General features: G+C 35.5%; 12 protein-coding genes. 7 read left to right on the forward strand and 5 right to left on the reverse strand.

What is annotated here, in order from left to right:
- Positions 1 to 42 precede the first annotated feature (42 nt).
- The 3 genes from BIW12_RS07920 to BIW12_RS07930 all read left to right on the forward strand — a co-directional run bounded on the left by BIW12_RS07920 (position 43) and on the right by BIW12_RS07930 (position 8,514).
- On the forward strand, positions 43 to 3,708 hold the full coding sequence (locus BIW12_RS07920) for a hybrid sensor histidine kinase/response regulator transcription factor (RefSeq protein WP_071184627.1): 3,666 nt from the start codon (positions 43 to 45) through the stop codon (positions 3,706 to 3,708).
- A gap of 372 nt (positions 3,709 to 4,080) precedes the next feature.
- Positions 4,081 to 7,065: a glycoside hydrolase family 2 protein gene (locus BIW12_RS07925; RefSeq protein WP_071184628.1), complete on the forward strand. Its 2,985-nt coding sequence runs from the start codon at positions 4,081 to 4,083 to the stop codon at positions 7,063 to 7,065.
- 141 nt (positions 7,066 to 7,206) lie between these two features.
- Positions 7,207 to 8,514 carry a rhamnogalacturonan acetylesterase gene (locus BIW12_RS07930; RefSeq protein WP_083382072.1) on the forward strand — a complete coding sequence of 436 codons (1,308 nt, stop codon included), beginning with the start codon at positions 7,207 to 7,209 and terminating at the stop codon, positions 8,512 to 8,514.
- A gap of 114 nt (positions 8,515 to 8,628) precedes the next feature.
- Here the strand turns inward: BIW12_RS07930 and BIW12_RS07935 are convergent, their stop codons facing one another.
- Positions 8,629 to 9,498: an AraC family transcriptional regulator gene (locus tag BIW12_RS07935; protein WP_071184629.1), complete on the reverse strand. Its 870-nt coding sequence runs from the start codon at positions 9,496 to 9,498 to the stop codon at positions 8,629 to 8,631.
- Positions 9,499 to 9,608: 110 nt separating this feature from the next.
- Between BIW12_RS07935 and BIW12_RS07940 the strand changes: the two genes are divergently transcribed.
- From BIW12_RS07940 to BIW12_RS07950, 3 genes are all read left to right on the forward strand, one after another.
- The gene (locus BIW12_RS07940) at positions 9,609 to 10,424 is read left to right on the forward strand and encodes an SDR family oxidoreductase (protein WP_071184630.1); all 816 of its coding nucleotides are present in this window, start codon (positions 9,609 to 9,611) and stop codon (positions 10,422 to 10,424) included.
- Between the two features lie 194 nt (positions 10,425 to 10,618).
- Positions 10,619 to 11,827 carry a mannonate dehydratase gene (uxuA, locus tag BIW12_RS07945; protein WP_071184631.1) on the forward strand — a complete coding sequence of 403 codons (1,209 nt, stop codon included), beginning with the start codon at positions 10,619 to 10,621 and terminating at the stop codon, positions 11,825 to 11,827.
- Between the two features lie 373 nt (positions 11,828 to 12,200).
- Positions 12,201 to 16,685 (forward strand): rhamnogalacturonan lyase family protein, encoded by a 4,485-nt coding sequence (locus tag BIW12_RS07950; RefSeq protein WP_083382073.1) that lies wholly within the window; start codon positions 12,201 to 12,203, stop codon positions 16,683 to 16,685.
- A 105-nt stretch (positions 16,686 to 16,790) separates the two neighbouring features.
- Here the strand turns inward: BIW12_RS07950 and BIW12_RS07955 are convergent, their stop codons facing one another.
- The 4 genes from BIW12_RS07955 to BIW12_RS07970 form a co-directional block, all read right to left on the reverse strand.
- Positions 16,791 to 17,771 (reverse strand): LuxE/PaaK family acyltransferase, encoded by a 981-nt coding sequence (locus BIW12_RS07955; RefSeq protein WP_071184633.1) that lies wholly within the window; start codon positions 17,769 to 17,771, stop codon positions 16,791 to 16,793.
- Between the two features lie 99 nt (positions 17,772 to 17,870).
- Entirely contained in the window at positions 17,871 to 18,209 is a 339-nt protein-coding gene (locus BIW12_RS07960; RefSeq protein ID WP_071184634.1) for a T9SS type A sorting domain-containing protein, read from the reverse strand.
- Between the two features lie 105 nt (positions 18,210 to 18,314).
- On the reverse strand, positions 18,315 to 19,478 hold the full coding sequence (locus tag BIW12_RS07965; RefSeq protein WP_071184635.1) for a hypothetical protein: 1,164 nt from the start codon (positions 19,476 to 19,478) through the stop codon (positions 18,315 to 18,317).
- 161 nt (positions 19,479 to 19,639) lie between these two features.
- Positions 19,640 to 22,408, reverse strand: coding sequence for a TonB-dependent receptor (locus tag BIW12_RS07970; protein WP_071184636.1), 2,769 nt, complete (start codon positions 22,406 to 22,408; stop codon positions 19,640 to 19,642).
- 178 nt (positions 22,409 to 22,586) lie between these two features.
- On the opposite strand from BIW12_RS07970, the gene BIW12_RS07975 reads away from it, so the two are divergent.
- On the forward strand, positions 22,587 to 23,273 hold the full coding sequence (locus BIW12_RS07975; protein WP_071186230.1) for a response regulator transcription factor: 687 nt from the start codon (positions 22,587 to 22,589) through the stop codon (positions 23,271 to 23,273).
- The last annotated feature ends 319 nt before the right edge of the window (positions 23,274 to 23,592 follow it).

Here is a 23,592-nt window from a genome sequence, read left to right on the forward strand (position 1 = left end):
TGTTTTAAGAACCGTTATCTATTTTTGAATTTTACTATCAGTATGAAAAATCAACAAGTTTGGTCTTACGTAGTTTCTTTTTTTGTGGTTTCTCTCCTGTCTTTATCAGGATTGAAAGCCCAAAATCTTTTTTTCGAAAAAATTTCCGGTCGTGAAGCAAACCCAGTTACTCAAATACATGGTATTGCTAAGGATTCTGTGGGTTATATCTGGATTGGGAGCTGGAATGGCGCTTACCGATACGACGGAAAAACATTCGACTTTTTTTATCACAACCCAAAAGATAAGACTTCGTTACCTAATAATCGAATACGCAATATTGTTTCCGACAAAAAATTAGGGCTTTGGTTTTTTACCTTCGATAGAAAATACGTGCGATTTAATTATCAGTTAAATTCGTTTAAAATTGTTGCTACTTATAAAGTACCTAAGATTATAATTGAGAGGCTTAACAATAAATCCAGTGAGTTAAATAAAAACCGGATTGTAAATGGGAAAAGCTATTATTTATCCTCACATCAATTTACTTCTCAGGATGTAAAATCAGGCGAAGAATATCGTTATACGGCTAATATCAATCGTCCGGGGCAATTATTGGATGATTATATCACTGATTTTTTTATTGATGATGAAAATATTATCTGGCTGGGAACCAGAGGTGGTGATGTATATAAGGCAAATCCAAACAGGAATCCTTTTGAATTGCATTACAGCTATAGGAAGGATAGTGAAAACACCAAATTAGCTACTGTTAAAGGCATTTTAAAAGTAGATGATAAAATATGGCTGGCTACTGATGAAGGAATATTAATCTACAAAAACAAGGGTTTAGATTATAATCATCCTTTTTATAAATCAAATAGCCAAATTAAGAATGCGCGTAGTTTTTTGAAGGACAATAAGGGCAGAATTTGGATAGGTGGTATTAACGGATTAGAGTGTTATGATCCTAAAACCAATCAATGTAAGTTTATTATCAATAGGGCTTTAAGCCCAAATTTAGAAATTTGGTCTGTTTATGCCTTAGAAGCATCCGGGAATAATTTGTGGGTTGGTTTGTACAATGGTATTGCCCGTATCAATTTAGCCAACGATAAAATCAGCTATTATGATTTAGCGGCTACTGTCCATAATGGTAGTGTTATGGATGTTTTATCTGTTAATGGTCGAGAACTTTGGTTAGCAACTGAGGGAAGCGGGGTTATCCGATTAAAAATAAATAGTCAGGGAAAAATATATGATAAATTAGCATTGAATACTTTTGATAAGCATCTTAAGAATAAGATTTCAGGAAATATAATTTACGCTTTGCATAGAGACAAACAAGGAGCAATTTGGGTTGGTTCCAGCGAAGGATTGAATAAAATCTACACGAATAAAAATCCGATGCGAATTGAAAAAATACAATTGCAATCGGAAAGTCCTAATATCTATATTTCGTCTATAACTGATGATGTCAAAGGAAATCTTTGGATTGCCCATAAACAGGGACTTTCGATGATTGATATTGGAACGAATAAAATTTCTAATTATAGGAGAGAAGATCAGTTTGGGTCATGGACTTTTTCAGAAAGAGCTTTTTATAAGGATGTAGCCAATCAGAAACTCTATTTTGGGGATAAAAACGGCTATCTTTCTTTTAGTCCAAAAGAAATCAAAACGAATTCAGTTAATGATAAATTGATTTTCAAAACCTTGTATTTATCGAATGAAAAAGTAATTCCGATGGATACAATTAATGATCAAATTGTTTTGGAGCAGGATTTATCGCAAACTCAATCGATTCAGTTGGATTATGAAAACAGAAGTTTTGCAATTGAATTTGCTTCCCTAAATTTCAACAGAACCAATAAGGAAGTTTATGAGTACATGCTCGAAGGTTATGAGGACAAGTGGATCAAAACCAGCAGCAGCAAAATAACTTATAACAAAGTGCCGCCGGGGGATTATGTTTTCAAGGCGCGCATCGTTTCACTTAATGACAGCAAATCGCCAATACAAACTTTGGAAGTAAATGTTAGTGCGCCCTGGTATGCTACCTGGTATGCTAAATTCATTTTCGTGGGATTGATTGTAGCGGCTGTGTATTGGGTTTTTAAATCGATGTTGTATCGTGACCGATTGAAAAACGAAATCAAATTAGAAAGACTAAATGCCGAGAAAAAGGAAGAGTTAAACAGGGAAAAATTAGAATTTTTCACCAACATTTCCCACGATTTGAAAACACCTTTAACGCTGATTGTTGATCCGTTAAAACAATTGGAAAACAAGAGTTTGTCGGCTAAGGACAAGGCGTTATATTTTTCGATAATCAATAGGAATTTAAGTTATTTAACTAAGCTGATTCATCAAATATTAGATTTTAGAAAATCGGAAATAGGTAAATTAAAGCTAAAACCTTCTACGCAGGATTTCAATGTATTTATAGAAGAATGCTATAATACCTTTAAGTACATAGCGATGAAGCGTAATATCGATTTTAAATTACAGCTTGAAAAAGTGCCATTGTATTGCGATTTGGATTTCGAAAAAACAGAGCAGATTATCATTAATGTTTTGTCTAACGCTTTAAAATACACACCGGATGGAGGAGTTGTTTGCTTTTCGGCATATTTGAATAAAGAAAAAACAGCCTTAGAAATTAGTATCGAAGACAATGGTATTGGAATCGAAGCTAAAGAATTAGAAAAAATATTCGAACCCTTCAATAATATAGGACCGAGTCCTTTTCATGGTTATTCTTCGGGAATTGGTTTGTCGTTAACTCAAAGTTTGGTTCAGTTTTTAAGTGGAACAATTGCTGTGGAAAGTGTGGTAAGTCAGGGAACAAAAGTCCTGATTACGTTGCCTTATGTCGCTTCTCAACAAATGCCGGTTGTCAAAATTAAAGAAGAATCTGTTGATGATGCAGTAACGTATGCAATTCCAAAGGAAATGCCAACCACAGGCTTGGAGACCAACAAACTCACGGTACTTATTGTTGAGGACAATCCGGATGTTCAGGCGTATTTAAGTAATGAGTTCCAAAAAGAATATGTTTTAATTCAGGAGTACAACGGAAAAAAAGGATTAGAAGCCGCTATCCAATACATTCCTGATATTATTATTTCGGATGTTATGATGCCTGAGATGGAAGGGACAGAACTGGTTAAGGAGCTCAAAGCAAACGAAAATACATGTCATATTCCGGTTATTCTATTAACAGCAAAAGGTTCTGATGAAAATCAGATTGAAGGTTACGAATTAGGAGCCGAAGCTTATGTGATGAAACCTTTTAGTGTGGAAGTTTTAAAAGCACAGCTAAAAAGTGTTTTAGAAAATCGTATGATTTTGCTCAACCGACTTTCGGGAATCAAGGATATCAAACAACTTCAGGAAGAATCGCCTAGCTTAGACAAGGTTTTTCTGGGTAAAATGGTTGAGCTGATCAGTAGTCGTATTGAAGAAGCAGATTTTAATTCTGATGTCTTAGCACAGGAATTAAACATCAGCCAAAGACAGTTGTATCGAAAAATAAAGGCAGTTAGTGGTTGTACCGTGCACGAGTTTATTACAAAAGTAAAGATGGATCATGCCGAAGCCCTGCTTAAAAACTCCAATCTTAGTATTTCCGAAATTGCATACAAAGTAGGTTTTTCTGAACCTTCTAATTTCTCCAGAACTTTTTCTAAGCATTTTGGCTGTAGTCCTTCGCAATATCTAAAATAAATTGTAGGCAATAGTTTTAAGCTTATCATTACTATTTAGTTTTCAGGTTCTAAAAATAATTACCGCAAATTCGCAAATTTTTAATAATCTGCGAATCTGTGGTAAAATTTATTTTCCAAAGTTTAGGTTTTGAATTTGTAGTTTCGTGGTTTCAGTTTGTCAAATTCAAAATAAAATTATTCTTGTTACTTATTGTTTTTCGTCGTATCCACTAGTCATATTCCGCCATTTTATATCAAATTCTGCCAAATGTCAAGATATGAATGCTAATGGCAATCTATGATAATTCAAAATGAATTAAGGAATTTACATTTGTAGATGTATTGTTGATCTATGTTCATTATAAAAAATAAACCAAATAACTATTAAGCAATGAATTTGAAAGGAGTTTTATATGCACTCAGTTTTGTAACGCTATTGGCAAACTCGGTAAGTGCACAGGATAAAAAATCAGCCAGGGAAAAATACAACTTCAATTACGGCTGGAAATTAAATATTGGAGATGTAGAGGAGGCACAAAATACCAACTTTAATGATAAGTCATGGACTAACGTAAATTTGCCATATTCATGGAATCAGGGGGAAGCTTTCAGACTGGATATTTCCCATCTCTCAACAGGAGTTGCCTGGTACCGAAAAACATTTCAACTGCCAAAAGAGGCTGTTAACAAAAAAGTCTTTATCGAATTTGAAGGGGTGCGTCAAATGGGTGAAGTTTATGTAAACGGAAAATTTGCGGGGCGTCATGAAAATGGGGCTATGGCTTTTGGAATCGATATTTCTGCTTTTGTGAATCCTTTTCCTCAGGAAAATGTAATTGCCGTTAAAACCGACAACGATTGGCGATACAAAGAAAAAGCTACAGGTTCAGGATTTCAATGGAATGATAAAAACTTCAATGCCAATTATGGAGGAATTCCAAAAAATGTATTTCTGCATCTAAAATCCAAAGTATACCAAACCCTGCCTTTGTATTCATTTTTAGGCACAACAGGAACTTATGTGTATGCCACTGATTTCAATATAGCTGAAAAGAAGGCTACTGTAAATGTTTCTTCGCAAGTGAAAAATGAAGAGGCTAAAACGGTCAGTGCACAATTGAAAGTAAGTGTTAAAGATATGCAAGGTAAAGAAGTGGCTTCTTTTTTAGGCGATGCAATATCATTGGCTCCAAATGAAATGAAGGATTTAAAAGCGTCTAAAGCTTTACAGGATTTGAATTTCTGGAGTTGGGGTTATGGTTATCTGTATACTGTTACTTCTGAATTAGTAGTAGATAATCAATCGGTTGATAAAACAGAAATTCGTACAGGTTTTAGAAAAGCGGAATTTAAAAACGGAATGGTTTATTTAAATGACCGTGTGATTATGATGCACGGTTACGCACAACGCACCAGCAACGAATGGCCTTCGATTGGAATGTCGGCTCCGGCTTGGTTAAGTGATTATTCTAATAGTTTAATGGTAAAAAGCAATGGGAACTTAGTGCGTTGGATGCACATTACGCCTTGGAAACAAGATGTAGAATCTTGTGATAGAGTGGGTTTGATTCAGGCAATGCCGGCTGGAGATGCAGAAGCCGATGTTACAGGGAGAAGATGGGAACAACGTACCGAATTAATGCGGGATGCGATTATTTACAATCGTAATAATCCAAGTATTTTATTTTACGAATGTGGGAATGAAAGTATTTCGGAGGAACACATGAAAGAAATGTTGGCTATCAGAAATACGTATGATCCTTATGGAGGACGCGCCATCGGTAGTAGAGAAATGCTGGATAGTAAAGTAGCTGAATACGGAGGAGAAATGTTGTATATCAATAAGAGTGCAAAGCTTCCTTTTTGGGCTACGGAATACAGCAGAGACGAAGGTTTACGTAAATACTGGGACGAATTTACGCCGCCATTCCATAAAAACGGGACAGGAGGAACTACACATACAAATGTGAATGGTACAAAAGTTGCAGATGCCAGTGCCTATAATCGCAATCAGGATACTCATGCGATTGAGAATGCAGAACGTTGGTATGACTACTGGGAATCGAGACCGGGAACGGGAGAAAGGGTGAGTTCGGGAGGAGTGAATATTATTTTTAGTGATTCAAATACCCATTACCGCGGACAGGAAAATTATCGTAGAAGTGGTGAAGTGGATGCAATGCGAATTCCTAAAGATGGGTTTTATACACATCAGGTAATTTGGGATGGATGGGTTGATACCGAAAAACCGGCAGCGCATATTATTGGACACTGGAATTACGAAAAAGGAGTAACTAAAGATATTACGGTAATTTCGACAGCTGATGCAGTAGAATTATTCGTTAATAATGTGAGCCTTGGTAAAGGAATTCAAAGTAAAAGATTCATTTATACTTTTAAAAATGTGGTATTTAAACCGGGAGCTATCAAAGCTATTGGCTATGATAAATCAGGAAAAAAAGTTTGCGAAAAAGAAATAATCACTGCCGGAAAAGCGACCGGATTGAAGTTGACAGCTATCGAAAGACCGGGAGGAACTTTGGCTAATGGTAACGACTTGGTTTTAGTACAGGTTGAATTAGTTGATGCTAAAGGAAATCGTTGTCCTACGGCATTGAATATGGTGAATTTTGAGGTGACGGGACAAGGAACTTTTGTGGGTGGAATTGCTCAGGGACCGGATAATTATATTGGAGCATCAAGTCTTCCTGTAGAATGTGGAGTGAACCGGATTTTGGTAAGAGCAACCGAAGTTGATGGTGAAATAAAAATCAAGGCATCTTCGGATGCACTTAAAGGGGATTTGCTGACTCTTAGAACGATTAAAACTGACATTGAAAAACTGTCTCAACAAATGCCAAATGAGAACTTACCTTCGTTTATGGAAAAAGGACCTACGCCTAATACGCCTTCTTTCACGAGAACAAGAACTGCGGTGGGAATTATTGGAGCTAAAACCAATTCGAATCAGGTAGAAGCCATTAATAGTTATGATGACAACGAATTGACACAATGGTCTTACGGAAAAAGTGATGATGCGGTGATTGAATATGAATTAGAGCGCGAAGCTACTATCAATCAGGTAGTGATGAAATTGGCAGGATGGAGAAGTAAAAAATATCCAGTTCGAATTTTTGTTGATAATAAAAAAGTATTCGAAGGATCCACACCTCTTAGTTTAGGATATGTTACACTTGACGTGAAGCCAACAAAAGGTAAAAAAGTAAAAATTGAGTTAATAGGAAATGCTAAAAACAGTGATGCTATGAACCTGGTAGAAATTACAGGAAAAGTGGATGAAGCGGGTTTAAAATCTGATAAAAATATTCAGAAGTTACCAATAGTAGAAGTGGAGTTTTATGAGCCGATACAGTAATACATACAATCAATAGATTAAAGATAATTTAATAGGTTTTAGTTTGGTTTTGTAGTTAGTTGCCTATCAAGTACGTGGTTTTACTCTGATAGGCAATTTTTTGGAACCAAATTATTCTTTTTGATAATTAAAAAAAACATCATGAAATACCCTAAAAAAATCCTTTTACCGTTTTTATGCATTGCTATGTTTTTCAATGCCAATGCCCAAAAAAAAGAATCAACCATAGAATTTAATTTTGGAGAAAATTCCAGTAAAAAATCGGGAGTAATTATAAATAAAACAATTGGATATACTGAGGAGTTGGGGTACGGATTCGAATTTGAATCGGGTAAAAATGTAATTTTTGATAAGAAATCCATTTCAGCCCAAAGTCCGTTTTATTTTTCTGTGAAACTTCCAGAAGGAAATTATTCTGTTGAGATAGTTTTAGGTGGAAATTCGAGTACAACAACTACGGTGAATGCCGAGTCCAGAAGATTGATGTTAAGAGAAATAAAAACCGCTGCTAAAGAAACTAAAACAGAACGTTTTATAGTAAACGTCAGAACGGGAAAATTTGACACTAACAATAATATTCGTCTTAAACCTGGTGAAATTAGTGGCTTGAATTGGGATAATAAATTAACCTTGGAGTTTTTGGGTACACCCATTATTCAAAGTATTAAAATTACCCCGGTTTCTAAAATTAAGACCCTGTTTATAGCCGGAGATTCTACCGTAACTGATCAAGGTAATGAACCATGGGGATCTTGGGGGCAATTTTTCCCTAATTATCTAACAACAGATGTAACAGTAGCTAATTATGCCTGTTCCGGTTTAGCTTTGAGTTCTTTCAAATCAGGAAATAGATTGGAGAAAATATTATACCTGATGCAAGCGGAGGATTACCTTTTTATTGAGTTTGGCCATAATGACGAAAAAGCAAAAGGCGAAGGTAAAGGAGCCTGGGGAGAATATACCACTTTGTTAAAAGAATATGTAACCAGAGCCAGAAAAAAAGGTGGAATTCCAGTATTAATAACCCCTACACAAAGACGTCGTTTTAATACTGACGGAACTTTGCAGCCTACTCATGGTGAATTTCCGGATGCAATGCGCAAAGTAGCCCAGGAGCTGCAAGTACCTTTGATAGATGTTACTAATATGACAACAGCCATGTATGAAAGCTGGGGAGATGAAGCCTCTAAAAAAGCATTTGTGTTTTATCCTGCAAACACTTTTCCAGGGCAAACAAAAGCCTTGGCCGATAATACCCATTTTGGAAGTTTTGGAGCTAATGAAGTGGCAAAATGTGTGGTGCAGGGAATTAGGGATTTAAAATTGGACATCGCTAAAAACATAAAATCATCTGTGCCAAATTATGATCCTAAAAAGCCAAGTCAGTTTAGTGATTGGACCGTTCCAGCGAGTGCCAGAGTTGAAATTGTAAAGCCTGATGGGAATTAAAATAGTCTGATTTAATTATTAGAAATAGATAGCAAAGTATAAAGTGGTTGGGAGAAATTCTGATCACTTTATTTTTTAAGGATATATAAACTTTGTCTTTTGCTATAGATCAGGTCAATTACTTAACATTGTTTTTCGGTATTGAGATGGCACATATCCCATGATTTTTTTAAAGGTTTTATTGAAATGAGAGATAGTGTCAAAACCACATTGGCTGCTCAATTGGGAAATACTGATGTCTTCCATTAATAATAATTTACACGCATAACCAATTCGCATATCCAAAATATAATTTTTAAAAGACTTGCCTGTTTTGCTTTTAAAATAACGACAAAAAGCAGAAGTATTCATTGCAGCAAATGAGGCAATTTCTTCAAGACTGATATTACGGGTATAGTTTTTATTCAAAAAGGATATTATTTTGTCTATTCTTGCGGTATCATATATCGTTTCATTGACAAAATCTGTAGTGGAAATAATTTGTCTGTTGTCAGTTTCCGACATTTCTTTGAGAATTTCAAGAAAAAGCATCAGTTGGTTTAAACCGTTTTCTAATGGTAGATTTGCCACTAAAGATTCCAATCTTGGCAAATTGGTTGATGAAAAATAAATTCCCCTTTGGGATTCATACAGCAACTTTTTTATTTTGATAAAATGGGGATAATGATTAATGGCATAATACATAAAATCTTTTTCAAATTGAATGATGGTGCCTTTTACTCTTAAATCGGTATTTCCGGAATGGTAAATAGCATCACTTTTCAAAAAATGAGGTAAATTAGAACCAATGAGTAAGATATCTCCCGCTTGATATTCGGCAATGTTGTTGCCCAAAAATCGGGTTCCTGTACCTTCTTTGATATAAATGATTTCGTATTCCGAATGAAAATGCAAAGGGTATGAAAAATGCTCATAGTCAAAAAAGCGTACTTTTAATGGTGAAGACTTCGAAATAGGAAGTCTTTCGTTCATAATCGTTTTCATAGATCGCTATTTAATTTGCAAAAATAGACTCAGTGTGTGCAAATTTAGGAAATAATATTGGTTTTGCTTCTTCTTAGATTTGTATATAGTAATCTAAAAGTAAATAAGATATGAATGATACGTTTAGTATTGAAGGAAAAGTTGCAATTGTTACAGGAGGTGGTGGAGTACTTGGAGGAAGTATCGCTAAACATTTAATTAGTGCAGGATGTAAGGTTGTTGTACTGGATATTAGAGAAGAAAATGTTAATGACCGAGTGGCCGAATTAAAGCAAATGGGGGGAGAGGCTATCGGTTTTGTTTCTAATGTTTTGGATGTTGAAGAAATGAAAGAAACAAGAAAAAAGATAGTAGATATCTGGGGTACAATTGATATATTGATTAATGCAGCGGGAGGAAATATGCCTGGAGCAACATTGACAGAAGAACAAACTATCTTTGATATGAAAATTATTGACTTTGAAAAAGTAACTGATTTGAATTTGAATGGAAGTGTTTATCCTTGTATTGTTTTTGGTGAAGTTATGGCAAATCAGGGAAAAGGAAGTATCATTAATGTTTCTTCAATGGCAACCTTATCAGCTATAACAAGAGTTCCGGGTTATTCGGTAGCTAAAAGCGGTATTGATATTTTTACAAAATGGCTGGCTATGGAATTGGGAACTAAATTTGGAGAAAAAGTGAGAGTAAATGCCATTTCACCTGGATTTTTTGTGGGAGATCAAAATAGAAAAGTATTAATCAATGAGGATGGTTCTTATACAGAAAGAAGTAAAAAAGTGTTGGCAAGAACGCCAATGCAACGTTTTGGGGATATTAATGAACTAAACGGAATTGTTCAATTTTTATGTTCGGATGCAGCGAGTTTTATAACAGGAACTATTATTCCTGTTGACGGAGGTTTTAGTTCTTTTAGCGGAGTTTAAAAAATAATATGACTGTCCGCTAAGCGGACTAAATAAAAAAAATAGCCCACAGATAACACTGGTTAAACAGATAAAAACGGATTTTTCATAGTTTTTTGTAAATTACAATCTGCGATAATCCGCTAAAATCAGTTTCATCTGTGTGCCATTCTCAATAATTGGTATAAGAAAAGGATAGTCTAAAAAATAATAAAATGGAATTAAAAAAAACATTGAGGTGGTTTGGTGCTAAAGATCCTATTAGTTTAGCTCAAATCAAACAAACAGGAGCAACAGGTATTGTTACGGCTTTACATCATATCCCAAATGGAGAAATTTGGTCGGTAGAAGAGATTTTGAAAACTAAAAACAACATTGAATCTTATGGTTTGACTTGGGATGTGGTAGAGAGTTTGCCCGTTCATGAGGATATCAAGAAAGGAAAAGCCAGTCGTGATAAGATTATTGCCAATTATAAGGAAAGCGTGAAAAACTTAGGTAAATGTGGGATAACCACCATTTGCTATAATTTCATGCCGGTATTAGATTGGGCCAGAACTAATTTGCACTATACACTTGAAAACGGAACTGAAGCCATGTATTTTCAAGCTGATTTATTTGCAGCATTTGATCTGTTTATTTTAGAAAGACCAAATGCTTCTAGGGATTATACCGATGAACAAATTAAAAAAGCTGAGGATATTTATCAAACTTTAACTAAAGAAGATGCCAGAGCACTTGCTTACAATATCATTGTCGCTACTCAATCTTTTATAGATGGAGCTGTTGATGCTGATGAAAAAGAACCAATTGCCATTTTCTTAAAATTATTGGCCGAATATGACGGTATTGATAAGAATAAATTGAGAGAGAATTTTGCATTTTTCTTAAATGAAGTGATTCCGGTTGCTGAAGAGAATGGCGTTCGTTTAGCGGTTCATCCTGATGATCCTCCATTTCCTTTGTTAGGATTACCAAGAATTGTGAGCAGTGGAGATGATTTTGAATGGTTGTCTAAAGCCTGTCCGTCATTACATAACGGAATTACTTTTTGCACAGGATCTTTAGGAGCGCGAAAGGATAATAATCTTGCAGAAATTTTTCAAAAATATGCAGAACGTGTGCATTTTCTGCATTTAAGAAGTACAAAAATATTAGACAACGGTGATTTTTACGAAACCGAGCATTTAGATCCAACAGTGGATTTACCTAGAGTGATGAAAGCTATTGTCGAGGAACAAATTAGAAGAAAATCTTCAGGAAGAACCGATTATAATATTCCAATTCGTCCTGATCACGGACATAAAATGTTAGATGATTTTAACAGAGCAGGAAATCCTGGTTACCCATTAATTGGGAGATTAAAAGGTCTGGCTGAATTGGCAGGTCTCGAAATGGGAATTCGTTATTCAATTAATAATTAGATGGATTTAAAATTATTAAACCACCATCAAATTACAACCTCTAATATCCGAATTATCAGAACGTCCCAATACCTCGAAAGAGTTGTTGGGATATTTTGTTTTGGTTATGTCAAGAAGAGAGGATTTTGTTTTTTTTAATTAATCTAAGATTAGTGATTGTGTAAATCGTAAAATAAAACGATGATTTTTATTATGCTAATTTTTAATATTAATTATTTATTGTAGATTTTTGATTTTCAGTAGATTGGGTGGTTTTGAAAGTTTTATTAGTAATTGTTTATTCTAAGATATTGATATGTAGCAGGATAGGGCAGGATGCTAATAAAATGTTAATGGAATAGTTTTGAAATGACTAACCATTAACCATTATTTTATGAAAAAACAATTACTCTATGAGTCTAAATCGTTTCTTTTTCAAAAGATGCTTTTAAGACTTACTTTTTTTGTTCTTTTGAGTTTTTTAATAACTCAAACTACGTTTGCCCAACAATGGACTATTTTAGGGAATGAAAACCAAGTATCCTCCGTTGCTTCTACTTACACTTCTATCGCAGCTTTGAATAATGTTCCTTATGTTGTATACAGAGAAGGCACCACTGCAAAAGTAAAAAAGAGAAACACCGCTACAGGAGTCTGGGAGCAATTTGGAAATGATATTGGTACTAATCTCACCTATACAAGGATATATGTGGACAAAGCCAATAATCTTTTTATTACTTATGTTGATGCTTCTAACGGAAATAAACTAGCTGTAAAAGTATATAACGAAAGCAGCCAAATTTGGGAGCCAATAAATGGGGATGCAAACAATCTCTATGTTTCTACGGGTTCAGTTACCAACAATGTAGGGCAATATAGTTCAACACCACGTAGTTCATTAGCATTCGATTCAGATAATAACCCATACATCGCTTTTGGAGATGGTGCTAATCTGACTCCTTATGTAAAGAAATTTGACGGTACTTCATGGATAACCGTAGGTTCGGCCCCAGTTAATGCAGCAGCAAAAGCAGTAGCAGTAAGCTTGGTCATCGATGAAGCAGACACTCCTTGGTTAACGTTTTGTAGCCTTGCTACACCTACTACTTCTACCGGAACTATGGCTCTTTACCAATACAATAGTGGTACTTGGAATTCTATTTCTCCAACTGTTACTGCGGGTATTCGTCATACCAGCATGGAGCTTAATTCTGCTGGAAACTTAGTTATTGCTTATTTTAATACTGCTGATACTAATAGAGCCACATCTATTGTTTACAACAAAACTACTGCTACTTGGAGTTCTACCACCCGAATAGGTTCTAGAGACTCCCCAAGTTTAAGTTTAATAAAAGATGTATCAGGAAATCTTTATTGCTCTTTTATTGATAATGTTAGTAGCACCCCAACCTACTCCGCACGTGTTTTCAAACAATTAGCAGGTGCAACAGCATGGACTGAAATGAAAGATCCTACTGTAGCGCGAGGCATCGACGAACCTGTGGGTAATTTAACTATTGCCGCAGGAAGCGAATATCCTTTTGTGGTATATACAAAAAACAATTCTAGTAGCATCAGTACACCTATTGTTAGAATGTACACACCGCCTCCGCCGCCAGCCGTATTGAGTACTCTTGCAGTAACCAATATTACCACTACTACTGCAGAAACTGGTGGGAATATTACTTCTGATGGAGGAACAGCCATCACGGAAAGAGGAATTGTTTACAATACCAGTGGAAACCCAACAACGGCGAATACTAAGGTTGTAGCTTCTAGTGCCGGTTCAGGTTCATATAATGTAACTATTCCTAATCTAAACCCGGCTACTTTGTATTATATAAGAGCATACGCTATTAACAGCACTGGTACCTCTTACGGAGACAATGTACGTTTAAATACTCTTGCATTACCTGATGCAGTGGTGACTACACCAAAGCAAATGGAATTCCTGAATCGTGGAGTAGTTGCATTGCGTAAATCGAGCAGTCAGGTATTTATTAGCTGGCGTTTATTAGGTAATGATCCTTCTGGTATTGCCTTTAATATCTACCGTGATAATGTAAAACTCAATACAACTCCTATTACTAATTCAACAAACTTTCTGGACAATACTGCCGTTAATGGCACTTATATTGTGAAAGCAGTAAATAACAATACCGAAGGAGCAGTTTCTGCGCCAGTTTCGGTTTGGGCAAACAATCAATTATCTATTCCTTTGCAAATTCCACCAGGAGGAACTACACCTGATGGGAAAGCCTATACTTATACTGCCAATGATGCCAGTGTAGGAGATGTTGACGGTGATGGAGAATATGAAGTCATCTTGAAATGGGAACCTACTGTTGCCAATCATAACTCAGGTGGTTATAGTGGAAACCAAATTTTTGATTGTTATAAATTGAACGGAATCAAATTATGGCGAATCGACCTAGGGATCAACATGAATGGGGGGCCTCATTTTAATCCGTTTATGGTTTATGATTTTGATGGAGATGGCAAAGCCGAAATTATTCTAAAAACGGCCGACGGTACTATTGATGGAACAGGAACAGTGATTGGTAATGCTACTGTTGATTACCGAAATTCTTCCGGATGGGTACAACAGGGGCCAGAGTTCTTGACAGTATTCAACGGCTTAACAGGTGCTGCTATGGCTAGCACGACTTACCAACCAGCTAGAGCAAATACTTCCGATTGGGGAGACAGTTATGGTAACCGTCAGGATCGTTTTGTTTCTGCTGTGGCTTACCTTGATGGTGCACGTCCGAGTATTGTTGTTGGACGTGGATATTATGACAAATTAGTCCGTGCAGCTTATGACTGGCGCGACGGTCAATTGACGCTTAGATGGATTTTTGACAGTAAAGACCCGAGTGATCCTGCCAATAACGCTTACTCCAGCCAAGGAAATCACCAGATGACTGTTGGTGATGTAGACGGTGATGGTAAAGACGAAATTATTAATGGATCGAGTGCTATTAACGATAATGGTAAACGTCTATGGACTTATGGTCAAGGTCATGGGGATGCACTACACATGTCCGATATGGATCCGGATCGTCCAGGTCAGGAAATCTGGCAATGTTTGGAATCTCCGGGACAATACAGTCCGTATGGTATTCGACTTAATGATGCTAAAACGGGAGCAATGATTTTTGGTGTACCAACAACAGGTGATGTGGGTCGTGCTTTAGCAGCAGATATTGACCCAAATCATAGAGGTTATGAGATGTGGAGTTCTTCCGGAAATCTTTATAACGTTCAAGATGGAGAAATTGGAACAGCTAAACCTACAGGTGGTAGTCAAGCTGTCAATCACTTAGTATGGTGGGATGGAGATTTAGGTCGAGAAGTGTTGGATGGTACAATTATGGACAAATGGAATCCTGTGACAAAATCACTGAATCGCTTGTTTACTATATACCAAGCAGCACCAGTTTCGTCAAACAACGATTCTAAAAAGAATCCTGCTCTTACTGCTGATATATTTGGTGATTGGAGAGAGGAAATCATCTTACGCCGTAGCGACAATACTGCGTTGATTATTTTTACTACTAATATTCCAACAGAAAACAGAATTTACACCTTGATGCATGATCCGCAATATCGTACTGCTGTAGCTTGGCAAAATTCAGGATATAACCAGCCTCCTCACCCAAGTTTTTTCCTTGGCTATGATATGGCCGAAGCACCAACTCCTAATATTGAGGTAAAATATATTACAGCACCGGAGGTTATGAATACAACTAAAAATACACGTATTGATGGATGCGATACAATGGTAGATTATGCCGCTGAAGCTTCAGGTTTTCCAGCGCCAAGTTACACGTATACTTTTACAGGAGCAACCACAGCTTCTGGAAATGGCACAGGTTCTGGTAGCATATTCAACAAAGGAGTTACCAATGTAACCGTTACAGCCAGCAATACTTCCGGTTCGGTTAATTACAGTTTTGAAGTTACAGTAATGGATTCAATTGCTCCTGTTTTGACAACTCCGGCTGCCCAAAACCTATGCTACAGTGAAACCTACTCTATTCCTGCTCTGATAGCGAATGACAACTGCGGAATAGCTGCTGTTACTTATAACATTACAGGAGCTACGGAAAGAAGTGGTTCTGGCACAGATGCAAGCGGAAGTTTCAATGTAGGCGAATCTACGATTACTTGGACAGTAACGGATGTTAATAATAATCAAACTATTGACACTACTACGGTTATCGTAAATGCTCCTTTAGTTGTGAGTATTCCTGATGTATATGCAATGAACCCAAGCATCGACTTGGTTAACACACTATACCTTGGCTATGGACCAACTTTTCTTACTTTGAATGCAATTTCCGAAGGTGGCACAGGAAATCATAGTTACTTATGGAGTACAGGTGAAACAAGTTCTTCTATCAATGTAAGTAATGCAGGAACCTACACCCTAACTATTACAGATACTAAAGGTTGTACTAGTGAAGCATCAATAGTGATTAATGTGTTAGACGTTAGCTGTGGAAATAAAAATGACAAAGTGATGATCTGCCATAACGGAGTCGCTCTTTGTGTTGCCTCAGCTGCTGTGCAGGCTCATCTAGATCATGGATGCAAATTAGGATCTTGTGCGGTTCAAGAGCCAACAGTTGAAGTATTAGCGTATCCTAATCCTACAGCTGGACAATTTACGGTTCAACTTAATGGTTATAAATCGTCTAAAGCAAATGTTGTGATAATGAGTACAGTTGGGCAAGTTTTAATGCAAAAAGAAGTTAGTCTGGTAGGTGGTAAGCAAACTGTTTTATGTAATATTTCTAATCATGCAAGAGGTCTGTACCTTCTGAAAGTACTTAGTGCAGATGGAGAGAAAAATTTAAAAATAGTACTCGAATAATAATAAGTATTGTTGTTGTTAAAAAAAATGTCCGAGAAGTGATTTTCGGACATTTTTTATGCTTAAAATTTATAGTTTACTTTTGTTTTGAGATATAGTGGGATTTTAAACCACCATCAAGTTACAACCTCTGATATCCGAATTATCAAAACGTCCCAATACTTCGAAAGAATTATTGGGATATTTTTTTCCTAAATCTTGTGTAGCGATAAACGAACAGGAATTGATATTAGCAAGGTCAATTACGTTGATACCACCTGTTTTTCCCTGAGGAATGTAAGTCAAAGCATCTTCGGTATCGCGAATGAGAATTTGCATCCAGGAAGGACATTCGAATACACCTTCGCCTAAAGAATAGGCTTGCGACAATAATTCGGTCATACCGTATTCAGAATGGATTGCCGAAACGCCAAAACCTTTGCATAATTGCGTGTGTAGTTCTTCGCGGATCATTTCTTTGCGTTTGCCTTTCATGCCTCCTGTTTCCATGATAATGGTATTTTGGAGTTGGAATTGCTGTTTTTCGATTAAATCGAGTAAGGCATAAGTAACTCCAATTAAGATTACATTTTGTCCTGATTGGTCTAATTCGGTTAATTTTTTAATCAAATCCTCGTGGTTGTGGAGGTAAAAACCGCTTTCGGGATGATTAGACGATTTTATCAAATCTTCGACCATATAAATTAATGAAGAACCTTCTCTTTCCAAATAGGAAGGAAGTAACGCCAAGATGACATAATCTTCGATGTTGCCGTAAAATTCAGCAAATCCCTTTCGGTAACTTTCTTCATAAAGGCTTACATCAGTTACCGGATGTTTGCTGGTAATCATCCCTGTAGTTCCGCTACTTGTAAAAGTAGTTTGAATAGGATTACTGTTGGAAACTACATTGTGGCTTTTAAAAAACTGAATGGGAAGAAACGGAATCTGTTGTAGTGATTTTACTTTTTGAACATCGACTTTTAGAAAATCGCAAAATTCCCGATATACTAAGTTGTTTTCATGTTGAAAACGAAACACTTTTAAGGCTGTTTTTTCAAATTGCTTTTGGCTGGAAATGGTAAATATATCGGTAGCTGTAATCAAGAATTTTTTTTGGTAAAGGTATAAATTTATTGCTTTTTCTTTAGCATAAAAAAAGCTTCAAAGGTTGAATTTTGAAGCTTTTTACTATTTAAGTTTAGATTATCTGATAATTAATTTTCGGGTAGCCGAAGCGTTTTGTTCGTTTATTTTAATAATGTAAACACCTGGTATTAGACCGGAAACATTCAGTTCCCTGGAGTTAAGATGGGTTTGAAGTACTTTTTTTCCCAATAAGTCAAAAATGATAATTTCTTTTTCACCATCATTTTTAGTTGTAATATTTACTCGACCGGTACTTACGGGATTAGGGTACAAATTCAAGCCCTCAATAACTGAGGGTGCGCTCAGGTTATTTTGCTGCTTGTTATCCTGAGCAACAACGCTTAGGGAGCAGAAAAAAACCGTTAAAAGGATACTATAAAAGTAGTTTTTTTTCATCAGCTTGATTTTGTGTAGTAAATATACAAAAAATCAAATAGTATGCCAAAAAAAAACATCCTGATTATCAGGATGTTTTTGAAAGTATTAAAGGGTGTTTACTGATTAGTTAACTAAATTAACACCATCAACAGTTGCCCAAGTTCCAGTTGTTAAAGAAGCTCCAGTAGCGGAAGAGTTTGTAGTAAATTGTCCTGCTGGGAAAATAGGGTTTATAGCACCAGCTCCAGCATATTGAGTAGTACTAACATCATTAATTTTTATGTTAGTTAATTTAATTTTACTTCCAGTTACTTGATTTGTGTTTGTAGTTACATCTTGAATTCTTACAGCAGCTGCTCCGGTTGTTGTGTATCCAGAGATTACTACGTTTGAAAATTCTCCATTTCCTTCTTTTTTGAACTGGATTGCATCATATTCTGCTGCAGATGAACCTCCTTCTGTTTGTGTTCCGGCTGTTCTTTTTAATGTAATATTAGCTATAACTGGCCAGTAAGTATTGTTGTTGTTAGAAGCTTCAATTTCCATTCCGAAATTTCCTGTACCTACTTGAATTGCTAACCAGTTAGAGTTGTTTTGTCCTCTCCATCCGTCTTGCCAGTCAAAAGAGTCGTCAAAGTTTCCGTAAGAAATCAAGTTTGTAGCACTTACTGTACCACCATAAAATTCATATCCATCATCAGCTCCTTTGTAAGCAACTAAATGGTCTAATGTAGTTCCTGATCCTACAGAGTAGAATGAAAACGCATTCATTTCACTTGTTCCGTCAGTAATTTTTTTACCGGCATATTCTACTCTAACGTATCTTAATGTTCCACCGTTATGAGCAGCATTTGTACCTCCATAAGTGTAGTTTAATCCGTCTTCTGATGTTTTTGAAGCCGTATCACCAGCACCTCTAATTGGAGCATCACCATACATGATAATTCCACCCCATGAACCGGCAATTTTTGATTGCTCAGTTAAAACGATAGGTTGATTAGCAGTTCCGTTCATGATTAATTTTCCACCATTTTTAACTACTAGTGCATCAACACCATCAGCAGCATTTGCTGTAACTGTTGAACCAGCATCAAAAGTAACAGTAACTCCGCTTTCAATAGTTACAATACCTTTAATAGTATAGTTTCCATATGCAATAGTTCTGTTTGTTGTAATAGCTCCGGTTAATTCTCCTTCTACAGGTTGAATAGTTCCTTCGTCGTCATTAGTTGAACAACTTGTGAATAAAGCTGCTAAGATTGATAAGCTTAATGCTAATTTTTTCATGATTGAATTGTTTTAATATTTTTTTACAAATGTATATTGGTAAGGAATTTTAGGTGTTTTCTAAAGTTTATGAAACAGTTATCATATTTGGATTAATTGTAATCTTAATGTTGCTTTAGTGTAAACAAAAAACCATCCTTTCGGATGGTAAGTTGTTAGTGTTAAAATGTATAAGAAATGCTGGTTGAAAATCCTGTACCTCTTTTGTATTCTTGTAAGGTTAATGAAGATTCTAATATTGGAATTTTATTGTCACCTCCTAAAACTCTTCTGTAATTTGGGTTTAAAATGTTGTTGATACTGAATTTAATATCCCATTTTTTATTAATGCTTTGTCCCCAAATAAAGTCTAGTTTATGAAAAGCTTTTTCGTATTCATTATCTTGTCCTGCAATACCTACTGCGTATATCCTGTCTCCGTAAACTCCATAAACTAGGGTTGCAGTATTTTTCCATTCACTATTGAATTCAAACGCATATTTTAAATCGGCATTTACTAACCAGTTTGAAGCTCCTTGTAGTTGTCTTTTTTCAAAAGTATCAAAATAGGATCCTCTGTTTGTGTCGGCAACAGCTTCTGTGTGCATAATTGATGTATTAGCTCCAAAAGATAGTCCTTCTAATTGTTCGGATAATCTGCTTAGTTCAATAATTACTTCGAATTCAGCACCAAAAATTGAAGCTGTTTTATTGTTGTAATAGGCAACTTGTCTTCCGGAACCACCACCAAAATTGTCAAATGAACGTTCTATAGGATCTTGAATGTGTTTTCCAAATAATGTAACTGCGAAAAGTTCGTTTTTAGTTGGGAAGATTTCGTATTTCAAATCCACATTTGTATTTGTGGAATTTTTTAGATTTTCATTTCCTCTTTCAGATGTTCCGTCTGCACTAATATAAGTCATTGGAAGTGTTTCAAACAAAACAGGTCTGGTAATTGTTCTACTTGCTGCAAAACGGATGTTGCTGTTTTCGCTAACTAAATATTTGATGTTTAATGATGGCAGGATGTCTAGTTTTTCAGTTAGATTTGTTCTGTATGCAGATCCTATTGGGTCAAAAATCAATCGGTATTTCAGATCACGAATGGTATTTTCAGCACGTAAACCGGTGTTGATCTCAAGTTTTTCTCCTACATGAAATAACAAATTAGCGTAAACACCATCAACTCTGTTATCAAGTTTGGTTTTGTATTCTCCGTTAGTACTTTCAGTAAATGATAAGTTGTTGTTAGCAATATCATTTTGAATGGAACTGTCAATATTGTTTATGTTTACAATATTAGCAGGTTGAGATCCGTTTGGAATTCCGGAAATAAATCGGTAGGAGGTCGTCATGTATTCGGCATAGCCGTTGTATCCTGCTGATAATTTATTTTTTTTGTCTTCATTCTTTCCGAATAAATATTGATATTCAAAAAATCCTGACAGATGAAAATTGTTTTCAACGTCTAAAAATTGTCTGATAAGGTGGTTACTTCCATAACGTGTTTCTGCTTCTTCCTCATTTAAAAGTACACCGTTTATAAATTTTCTATCAGGCTGATTGTATTTTGTTCTGGTGTATGATAATCCTCCTTTAATAAGATGATTACCCTCTTCGGTTAACTTATATTCTGACTTTAACTGATTAGTAAAAAAGTTAGATTCGTCATATTGATTTAAACGAATAATTTCATTTGGATTGTCTTTGGCATTTCTGGTGTAACCAACCTGATCTTGAATTTGATTTTCGGTAGATTTTAAAAACAATGAAGTTGTTGATAATTTTAGGCGGTCAGTTTTGTATTCTAATCCAAGTAAAGCAGAAGCCTGAGTCAAAAATTTGTATTGGGAACGATTTAAGTTGTTGTCGTATTCTCCTTGTCCAATTGCAAAAAATCGATCAGCTCCTTTTCTAATTTGATATTTATTATCAAAATTAACTCCCAGAATGTATTTTAATGTGTTACTGTTTTTTCCTATTGAAAAATTATCAGCATGAGTAACCCCAAAACTTGTGTTTAAAGGTGATTTCATTTTCTTTACATTCCAGCTTGATTCGAAATTATTATTAATTTGTCCGTTTGGTATTTTACCAAATCCACTTGGTAATTGTCTTTCCTGTCCTCCAAATCCAAAGAAGCTTTTTGTGTTATCAGCATCTGATGAAAGTAGAAAATCACTCATATTGTTATTGGTAGTATATCCAACACCATAGCTTAATTTGGTAAAGCTAGTTGTAGGTTGTGATGTATGAATATCAATTGTTGCACCGGCAAAATCACCATAAATATTTGGATTGAAAGTTTTAAAAACATCCATATAGCCAACAATATCAGTTGGGAATAAATCTAAAGGAATGATTTTCTTAAAAGGGCTGTTTGAAGGAACCGCCAAATCATTTACTTGTAGATTGTTGTATCGGTCTTCTAATCCACGTACAAATAACCCTCTGGATTCTACTTTGGTGATTCCGGTTATTTTTGTTAGTCCTGATTCAACATCACTAACACCTTTTCGGGACATTTCCTGTGCGCCAATAGATTGCTTAATTTCAACTGCATTTTTTTGTTCAAGTAATAATGCTGTTTCTTTTTGTCTGTTTTTAGTAGCAGTTACTACAACATCCTTGAGGGTATAACCACCTGATGAGAGTGATTGATCAAGAGTTAGTTTAGCTCCTTCGGTTACTTTTACGGCAACTTCCTTAGTTTCATAACCAACAAAGCTATATTGAATTGTGTAGCTTCCCGGAGCGATACTAATGGTGTATTTTCCATCAATATCGGTAGTAGTGTTAATTTTAGTCCCTTTTACAAGCACAGTTGCAAAAGGTAGTGTTTCATTGTTCGAATTTTTGTCTGTTATTACTCCTGAAATTGTACCTTTACTCTGAGCAAAGCTAATTGTTGTAATAAAAAGCGTTAGAATCAATAATCTAAGTTTCATAATTTGATTAAATTTTTTGCAAAGTAATGTCAGCTTTGTAAAGTTGGTGTTAATCGGTTGTTACGATTATGTTGCTTCAATATTATCAAATCGTTATCTCTTTAAATTACAGTTAACACAACTTTTATGCTGTTTTTTTATTAGTACATTTACCATCGCAAAAGAAAATTTGCTAGCTATGAAAAAGAAAAACACAAAGATTTTACTGGTAGATGATGAACCAGATATTTTAGAAATTGTAGGTTACAATTTAGCTCAGGAAGGCTATCAAATTGTTACAGCTTCTAATGGTAGAGAGGCAATTACTAAAGCTAAAAAGGAATTACCTGATTTAATTATCATGGATGTGATGATGCCGGAAATGGACGGTATGGAAGCCTGTGAGAATATTAGAAACATTCCTGAATTGAGCGAAGTGATTATTACTTTCTTAACAGCAAGAAGTGAAGATTATTCTCAGGTAGCCGGTTTTGATGCCGGAGCCGATGATTATATCACTAAGCCGATTAAGCCAAAGTTATTAGTAAGTAAAGTAAAAGCTTTATTGCGAAGATTGAAAGAAGCAAGCGGACAGGACAGCGAAACGCTAAATGTGGGCGGAATCGAAATTAATCGTGAAGAATATAAGATTATCAAAGACGATGTAGAGATTGCTTTGCCTAGAAAAGAGTTTGAATTATTTTACCTTTTAGCTTCAAAACCAGGAAAAGTATTTAAAAGAGACGAAATCCTGGATAAGGTTTGGGGTAATGAAGTTGTGGTAGGCGGAAGAACTATTGATGTACACATTAGAAAATTGCGTGAAAAAATAGGTGATGATCTTTTTAAAACCATAAAAGGAGTAGGATATAAATTTGAAGTATAATGTTGGTTTTTAAAACCATATAAGTTATACCACCATTTAGAAATATAAAATGTTCTTGATTGTCAGTTCGAGAGCAGTCGAGAACTACTATTAATCTCGACTGCGCTCGATTTGACAAAAAACAATCAGACCTCTCTATATTTCTAAATGGTATTACACCCAACGTGAAGTCATATAAGTTTAACCAATGTTATAGTTAGGTTTTCTTTTTGTTCTTATGCTTACATGCTCTTATTTTCAAAATGATATTTTTGTAATCAGCCAAAGAGAAAAAACGTATCTGACTCCTGCCTGTCGGCAGACAGGTATATGGTTAAAA

Source organism: Flavobacterium commune, from assembly GCF_001857965.1.
GTDB classification, from domain to species: Bacteria; Bacteroidota; Bacteroidia; order Flavobacteriales; family Flavobacteriaceae; genus Flavobacterium; species Flavobacterium commune.